This is a genomic window from Flavobacterium piscis (assembly GCF_001686925.1).
Lineage (GTDB): Bacteria > Bacteroidota > Bacteroidia > Flavobacteriales > Flavobacteriaceae > Flavobacterium > Flavobacterium piscis.
Window position 1 is genome coordinate 332,100 of sequence record NZ_LVEN01000002.1, and the last position, 7,917, is coordinate 340,016.

General features: G+C 34.7%; 5 protein-coding genes. 1 reads left to right on the top strand and 4 read right to left on the bottom strand.

Going from position 1 to position 7,917, the window contains the following annotated elements; translation table 11 throughout:
- Positions 1-48: 48 nt before the first annotated feature.
- The 4 genes from FLP_RS02710 to FLP_RS02725 form a co-directional block, all read right to left on the bottom strand.
- Positions 49-798, bottom strand: coding sequence for a shikimate dehydrogenase family protein (locus FLP_RS02710; protein WP_065447959.1), 750 nt, complete (start codon positions 796-798; stop codon positions 49-51).
- A complete protein-coding gene (locus FLP_RS02715) occupies positions 798-2,195 on the bottom strand; it encodes a tetratricopeptide repeat protein (RefSeq protein WP_065447960.1) in 1,398 nt (465 codons plus the stop codon). Before FLP_RS02715 ends, FLP_RS02710 begins: the two co-directional genes overlap by 1 nt.
- Positions 2,196-2,465: 270 nt before the next feature.
- Positions 2,466-3,662: an aspartate aminotransferase family protein gene (locus FLP_RS02720; RefSeq protein WP_065447961.1), complete on the bottom strand. Its 1,197-nt coding sequence runs from the start codon at positions 3,660-3,662 to the stop codon at positions 2,466-2,468.
- Between the two features lie 207 nt (positions 3,663-3,869).
- On the bottom strand, positions 3,870-5,549 hold the full coding sequence (locus tag FLP_RS02725) for an OstA-like protein (RefSeq protein ID WP_371296042.1): 1,680 nt from the start codon (positions 5,547-5,549) through the stop codon (positions 3,870-3,872).
- A gap of 466 nt (positions 5,550-6,015) precedes the next feature.
- Between FLP_RS02725 and FLP_RS02730 the strand changes: the two genes are divergently transcribed.
- On the top strand, positions 6,016-7,887 hold the full coding sequence (locus tag FLP_RS02730) for an alpha-amylase family glycosyl hydrolase (RefSeq protein ID WP_065447963.1): 1,872 nt from the start codon (positions 6,016-6,018) through the stop codon (positions 7,885-7,887).
- The last annotated feature ends 30 nt before the right edge of the window (positions 7,888-7,917 follow it).

Here is a 7,917-nt window from a genome sequence, read left to right on the forward strand (position 1 = left end):
TCTAAATTACAAAAAAAAATACACTAGAGCTTAGTGTATTTTTTATTTTTATTTATTCCAGATTTTCCATGCTTTCTCTGCCTGAAAAATAAGCATATCGTAACCATTTTTTATTACCGCACCTTTTTCTTTGGCATTTTTTAGAAACTGAGTTTCTGCCGGATTATAAATTAAATCGTAGGCAATATGTTTATCGGTAAAAAACTCATACGGAAGATCAGGACAAGATTCTATATTTGGGCTTGTGCCAACAGGTGTACAATTGATTATGATTTTAAAATTGTCAAATGTAGTGGCATTTATAAGATTGTAATCGATGATGTTTTCTTTTGCTTCTCTGGACACAAAAGTGTACGGAATACCAAGCTCACCCAATGCAAAAGCAACGCCTTTGGAAGCCCCGCCTGTACCCAGAATAAGTGCTTTTTTATGATGCGGCTGTAATAACGGTTCTAATGATTTTTTGAAACCATAATAATCAGTGTTATAACCTTTTAATTTTCCGTTTTTGGTAAATTTAATCGTGTTTACGGCACCAATTAAAGCTGCTTTTTTTGAAAGTTTATCTAGGAAGGGTATAACTTGTTCCTTGTAAGGAATCGTAACATTTAAACCTTTTAAATCGGGATTGTTTTTTACTAATTCAGTAAAATAATTAATTTCAGAGATGTCAAAGTTTTCGTAGCTGTTGCCGGCAAAAACTTCATCGCTAAATTTTTCTGTAAAATATCCTTTTGAAAATGAGTAACCAATATTACGGCCTAACAAGCCAAAACGTCTTCTTAAAATATCAATCATTATTGTTTTCTATGTTTTTCTATATAATTTTTCACCGTTTTTTTTGACCATACTACCGGAAATAAATCTTCGATTAGGATGTAATTATCAAAATTCAAACGTAAACCGTTACTTAAGTGAAATTTCGCTTTGGTATTATCCTGAATCATGAAATATAATCCTGCCAAACGATATTCGATCTCGTTTTCTTCAGGGAAATATTCTGTAGCTTGTAGTAAAGTTTGAATAGCGCTTTCGAATTCTCCTAAAAATTGAAGAATGTCAACCCAAAACAACCAGGTGTCAAGAGCATAATCTCCAAATTCTACTGCTTTTCTATAACCAAATTCCGCTTCTTCAAAAAAGTTCATTTGTTTATTGATCGTTGCATAACGTTTCCAGTACAAGCGATTTTGATTGTCGATAGCTAATGCTTTATTGACAAAAAATAAGGCTTTCTGAAAGTTTTTCTGGCGAACATAAAAATCTGTAATGGCAATCCATCCTTTGTCTAAAAGCGGATCTTCATGTACGGTTTGATTGTAATATTGAAGTGCTTTTACAGCATTACCCAGTTTTTCGTAGCATTTCCCTATACGCAATAGCGCATAAGAAGTAGCATCGTCTAACTCGATGGTTCTGTTATAACTTTCGATAGCTTCAGCGTATTTTTTAAGACGCTCATAGGCTTTTGCCTTTTCCATAAAAGCACCTAAAAACTCATCGTCAATCAGTGTTGCATAATCAAAAGCGCGAATCGCATTTTCATATTCTTTTACTCCATAATGTAAACGTCCAAGCTGATGCCAGGCGATTTCGCTGTATGGGTTTTTATTGATGTACTCGTTGAGATAAACAATGGCTTCCTGGTTTTGGTCTAAAAATTCAAAACAATATACCACGTTATATAAGGCCGACTGGTCTTCTAAATCTTCTTCAAGACATTTGATAAAACTGTCTTTTGCCATCTCGAGGTTATCCATAAAAAGATATTCCATTCCGATCAAGTTGTACACGTCGGCGTAGTCGTCTGTATATTGCAGGGCAATTTTAAGCAATTCTACTGCTTTTTCGTGTTGATCTCTTTTAGAACAGATATTGGCTTTCTGGATGTAAATTTCCTCGTTGTTAGGTTCGATTGCATATAGCTCATTTAAGAGCTTCTCGGCGATCTCTAGTTTGTCGTCGTAAACCAACATTTCTACTTGTACTAATTTTAAGCCCGTAGATTTTGGGTGTTGGTCTAATGCAAGTTTCAAGGCCTTCTTTGCTAAATTAGCCTTGCCTATGTCTAAATAATGAAGAATAATTTCTTCGAATTCTTCAGAATCAAAAAAGAGTACTTTGTTAGTTTTTAACATCGACTCAAATTTGGATAGGGATAGGTTATAATCTTCTTCTTCGTTGCTTAATTGCATACTGTCTTTATTTGAAATTAGCCTGTTATAAATTTAGGCAACCATATTATTGTTGTGAGGAATGAGAATTAATTGTTGTGAACAATTTAATTAACAATATGGACAGAATTTTATCCTGTTTTAAGTTATAATCTTAGATCTGTAAAAGAGTTAGATTTGATTTTTATTATATTTTTATTTAACCGTGAATCCTAGCCCTGATAGCAGCGATATCCTTTTGTTCCGCCGCGACGGACAAAAGATAATGCGGATAGCGGGAATAGCTCTTAATTAAACTACTTGTTCTTTTTTTATGATTTCATCCATAACGCTTAATATTATGGCACAACCTTCTTTTATTTCTTCATCAGAAATGGTTAATGGCGGTGTTATTCGTATTGCACATCCTTCAAACAGCAACCAGAATAAAATGAGCCCTTTGTCCTGACAGTTTAAAATAACCTGATTTGTTATTTCGGCACTTTCTGTCATGGCGGCAAGCATTAATCCTTTTCCTCTAACTTCCTTTATCAAAGGATGTACCAAAAGTGATCTGAAGAGTTTTTCCTTATTTAATGTATCTTGCATTAAATTTGTTTCAGTTAATTCCTGCAAAGTAGCAAGACAGGCTGACGCAATGACAGGATGACCTCCAAAAGTAGTGATATGGCCCAGTTTAGGGTTTTCGGTTAAGAGATCCATTTTTTCTGCCGAAGCAGTAAAAGCACCAACCGGCATTCCACCTCCCATTCCTTTTCCCATAACAACAATATCGGGAACTACGTCATAGTTCTGAAAACCAAATAGTTTACCGGTTCTTCCAAACCCAGGCTGAATTTCATCGACAATCATCATTGCTCCAACTTCATCACAGCGTTTGCGCACTTTTTGCAGATAATTATTTTCGGGCTGAATAAATCCTGCACCTCCCTGAATAGTTTCTAAAAGTATTGCGGCTGTTCTGGTGGTTATTTTTTGTAAATCTTCTTCGTTATTGAAGGTGATAAAATCAACATCCGGAAGCAGCGGGCGAAAGGCTTGTTTGCGTTCTTCGAATCCCATAACGCTCATAGATCCCATTGTGTTTCCATGATACGCGTTATGACAAGAAATAAGCTGACTGCGCCCTGTTGTTCTTTTTGCTAATTTAAGTGCCCCTTCGATAGCTTCTGTACCTGAATTGACTAAATAAGTTTTGTTTAGAGATTCGGGCAGGAGTGAAGCCAGTAATTTGCAATACTGAACGGCCGGACTTTGAGAATATTCGCCGTACACCATGACGTGAGAATATTTGTCCAGCTGATCTTTGATGGCCTGATTGACTCTTGGGTGCTGATGACCAAGTGTACAAGCCGAAACTCCCGCAACAAAATCTAAGTATTTTTTATTGTTTGTGTCGTAAATAAAGGAACCAATGGCGTGAGAAACTTCCATTCCCAGAGGATAAGGAGAAGTTTGTGCCTGGTATTTTATAAAATCTGGATTCACTTGTTGTTTGTTTAAAAAGTTTTAGGTTTCAAGTTGACTAAAAACTGTGAATGAATTTAACCGCAAAGATCGCAAAGTTTACTAAGATTTAGCTCAAGATTATATTATTAAAATGCAAAGTTCGCAAGCTTTGTAAACTAAAAACTGACACTGCGACTAATTTTACCGTAAAAAGATGAAACTGAAAACTGCGACTGCGACTGAAAACTATTTCTTAGTCTTAGTAGTAGCTTTCGTAGTACTGGTTTTAACAGCTGGTTTCTTTTTGTCGTAATCGAGCGTTTCTTTCCTGACTTTCATTGGCGTATTTTTGTCTTTGGCTTCCTGATCTTTTCCTTCCTGGACCAGTTTGTCATTGAGTTCATTGTCTTCGGCGGTAAAAATATCGTCTTTCGATTTTATTCGCTCGTCGCCACGCCATTTTAAACCTTTTAGTTTACGGGCATTTTCGGGTAAATCGGCTTCGGGGTAAACGTCACCGTCTACTTTATTGAAGAATGTAATGGTTTCGATATCATTATTCTCTAAAATAAGATTGATTTTACTGCTCACATTTTTATTGATTCCAATGAGTTCATTAGCGTCATTTCGCATGTAATAAACGACCTCAGTATTTTTGATCACATCAACGTCATGTAATTTTCCTTCTTTGAATTTTCCGAATAAATTGAGCCCCTTGACCTGATTATAACCTGTTCCGAGGGTATCCCGCGAGACTATAAAAGTGTTGTTGAGGACTTTTAAGGAATCTAGTTTCTTGGTGGTATTATCGCCAATTAAGTGCATAATATCTCCTGTAATCTGGCTTTCTCCATTCCAAAGAATTGGATTTCCAATTAATTTTGTCAATGCAGTTTTAGAGTTTGAATGAATCGAATCACATTTTCCGCTCATATCTATTTTATAGAAACGAACATTTTTATAAGCTCTTAAAATTCGTTCGCCTTCTTTTCCGGTAACCATTAATTTTTGTCCGTGAATGTAAACCGAATCTTTTTCGACAAGATTTATTGCTACGGCTCTTTTAGTTACATACATCGAATCTTTTAGTTTGTAAATTTCGGCGTAATGACCTTTTACTATTCCGCGATTGATGGAGTCAGTAATTTTTACATTTCGTGTTGCAGAAGCAAATTCAATATTTCGATTGTAATATAAACTATCCCCTTCTATAAGGCGATCATCATATTTTATGTAAGACCGCCTTAAAAAATGTGCGAGGTTTTTCTTGGTGTCGTAAAACCCTTTTTCAGTATAAATATAATTTGCCTGACTGGTAATGGTTGATGGGCCAAATAAATACGTATGTCCTGAATTACTGTAATAATCCAAGTGATTTGATTTAATCACATATTTTGGATTCGTAATAGTAACTTCTGTCAGGAATTGAAATTTTTTCTCGGCTACAAAATACCTTCCTGATTTACTTACCAAAGTATTGTCTTTGTTTACAATCGTACCTTTTGTGTTATAAAAAACCTGTTGAATATTTCGATCAAAATTAATAGTATCTGTTCGTAAAGTAGCATCTGGAGAGGTCATAACAGCATCTCCGGTGGCGAAAGCTTTCTTTGAATTTCCGCTATATTCTGCATATTTACTGTTCAGGAATAAAGTATCACCCTGCACTAATTGTACATTCCCAAATGCTTTAAGGTAGTTTTCTTTCTTAAAAACGTAGGCTTTATTACAAGTTAATACAATCCCGTCATGATTTACTTTTACATTTCCAGTCAATAGAACTCCATCAGGTACTAAGACTTCATTGACTTCGACCAAATCTGCATTTTCAATGTTAATTGTTTTTGGCTGTGGTGCCTGAGCAAAAATGAATTGAACGCTTAATAATAGCAAACAATAGAATATGAAAAATAGTGATTTCTTCAATTGATTAAATTTTTGTCAAATTTATGAAAAAGGATATAACCTTTACTGATATTAGGATTAAATTATAGTTTTTTAGGTACAAAGGTTTTCCTATTAGGTTCAAAGTTGCGTAGGTTCAAAGGAACAAAGTTTTAAGTTTTCAAAACTACTGTGATATTTCTGGTAAATGGATTTTACAGGTTGCATATATCGTAGAGATGCACAGCAGTCGATTTAACAGAAAGAAAAGAGATAATTCGAATGTTTCTTTAATTCATCTGGAAAAAACTTTGTGTCTTTGGACCTTTGCTCCTTGAACTTTTAAATTATCAACAAAATACAGTACTATTTCGTTATAGTTGATTTTTTATGTAATGTCTTAATGTAATATGATTTTTGTTTGATTTGAATTTTAAAAATTAGTTTAAATTTAGAAAATAGTTTACGGATGTTTAGTCAGGAAACTATTAGTTTATAAAAAACGAATATGATAGATAAAAAAGTTTTTGTTGCGGGATTGGCTGCAACCATGCTGTTTTCTGCATGTAAAACCACAGATTTAAAAATGAATATAAAAAAAGAAGAAGCTCCTGCTGATAGGAAAATTGTAGTATATCAGGTTTTTACACGTTTATTTGGAAATAAAAATACAACCAATAAACCTTGGGGAACAATTGAAGAGAATGGTGTTGGAAAATTTAATGATTTTACAGAGAAAGCACTTCATGAAATCAAAGATTTAGGTGTTACTTACATTTGGTATACCGGTGTTCCGCATCATGCGTTGGTGAGAGATTATAAGGCTTACGGAATATCTGATGATGATCCAGAAGTCGTAAAAGGCCGTGCCGGATCTCCATATGCTGTAAAAGATTATTATAATGTAAATCCTGATTTGGCGCTAAATCCAGCGAACAGACTGCAGGAATTTGAAGATTTGATTAGTCGCACGCATAATGCAGGTCTAAAAGTTATTATTGATATTGTGCCCAATCATATTGCCAGAAAATATGAGGGGAAAAATAATCCCGAAGGTGTAAAGGATTTTGGTGCCGATGACAATGTAAATATTGAGTACAGCAGAGATAATAATTTTTATTATATCCCCAATCACCATTTTGAAATTCCGGATAATGATGTTCCGTTAAACGGAGAAAAGAATCCGCTTGTTGATGGAGTATTTGATGAAAATCCTGCAAAATGGACAGGTAATGGTTCCCGTAAAGTAAAGCCGGATCAAAATGACTGGTATGAAACGGTAAAAGTAAATTACGGAATTCGTCCGGATGGTTCGAAAGATTTCCCGGAACTTCCAGCAGGATTTGATCAGAAAACGTATCAGGAACATTTTGCTTTTTGGCAGGATAAAGATGTGCCGGATTCCTGGAAAAAGTTTCAATCGATAGCTTTGTACTGGACGGCAAAAGGTGTTGATGGTTTTCGTTACGATATGGCCGAAATGGTTCCGTATGAATTTTGGAGTTATATGAACTCCGCTATCAAAATGAAAAATCCAAATGCTTTTTTATTGGCAGAAGTATATAACCCGAATGAATATCGTAATTACATTCGTTTAGGAAAAATGGACTATTTATATGATAAAGTCGAGACGTATGATAAACTGAAAGATATCATTCGCGGAAAATCTTCTCCTGACGGATTATCGGATATTCAGAAAGGAATGGCAGATATCGAACACAATATGCTTCATTTCTTAGACAATCATGACGAACAACGCTTAGCAAGTTCTGAATTTGCCGGAACTCCTGAACGCGGAAAACCTTTAATGGTGGTTTCTACGACAATTAGTACGTCGCCAACAATGGTTTATTTTGGTCAGGAAGTAGGAGAGGCCGGAAATGAAAATGCCGGTTTTGGAACCCGTTCGAGAACTTCTATTTTTGATTATATTGGTGTTCCTAATCATCAACGTTGGATGAATGATGGGAAATTTGATGGAGGTCAACTTTCAGAATCAGAAAAAAAACTTCGCGATTTTTATAAGCGATTGCTTAATTTTTCTATTAATAGTCCCGCTCTGATGGGAAGTTTTCAGGAAATTCAGTCTGTAAATCGTGAGAAATGTGCGGGCTATGACGAATTAATTTACTCATATGTTCGTTGGTCTGAAAATCAAAAATTGATTGTTGTGGCGAATTTTTCTTCGGAAAAAACAAGTGAGTTTGAATTGAAAATTCCTGCTGATGTTATTTCTAAATGGAATTTGAAAGATGGTTCTTATGTGCTTTTAGATCAATTGTATTTGCAAAGTAAAACGTATTTTACGGTAAAGAATGGAGAAGGAGTGGTGAGAATTAAAATATTGCCTTCGGAATCATTTATTTATGAAGTAAAATAGGGTTCTCACATAATAATAATAATAATAATA

Coding starts and splice junctions, on each gene's coding strand:
- FLP_RS02710 (WP_065447959.1), bottom strand. CDS start 798: ATGATTGATATTTTAAGAAGACGTTTTGGCTTGTTAGGCCGTAATATT.
- FLP_RS02715 (WP_065447960.1), bottom strand. CDS start 2,195: ATGCAATTAAGCAACGAAGAAGAAGATTATAACCTATCCCTATCCAAA.
- FLP_RS02730 (WP_065447963.1), top strand. CDS start 6,016: ATGATAGATAAAAAAGTTTTTGTTGCGGGATTGGCTGCAACCATGCTG.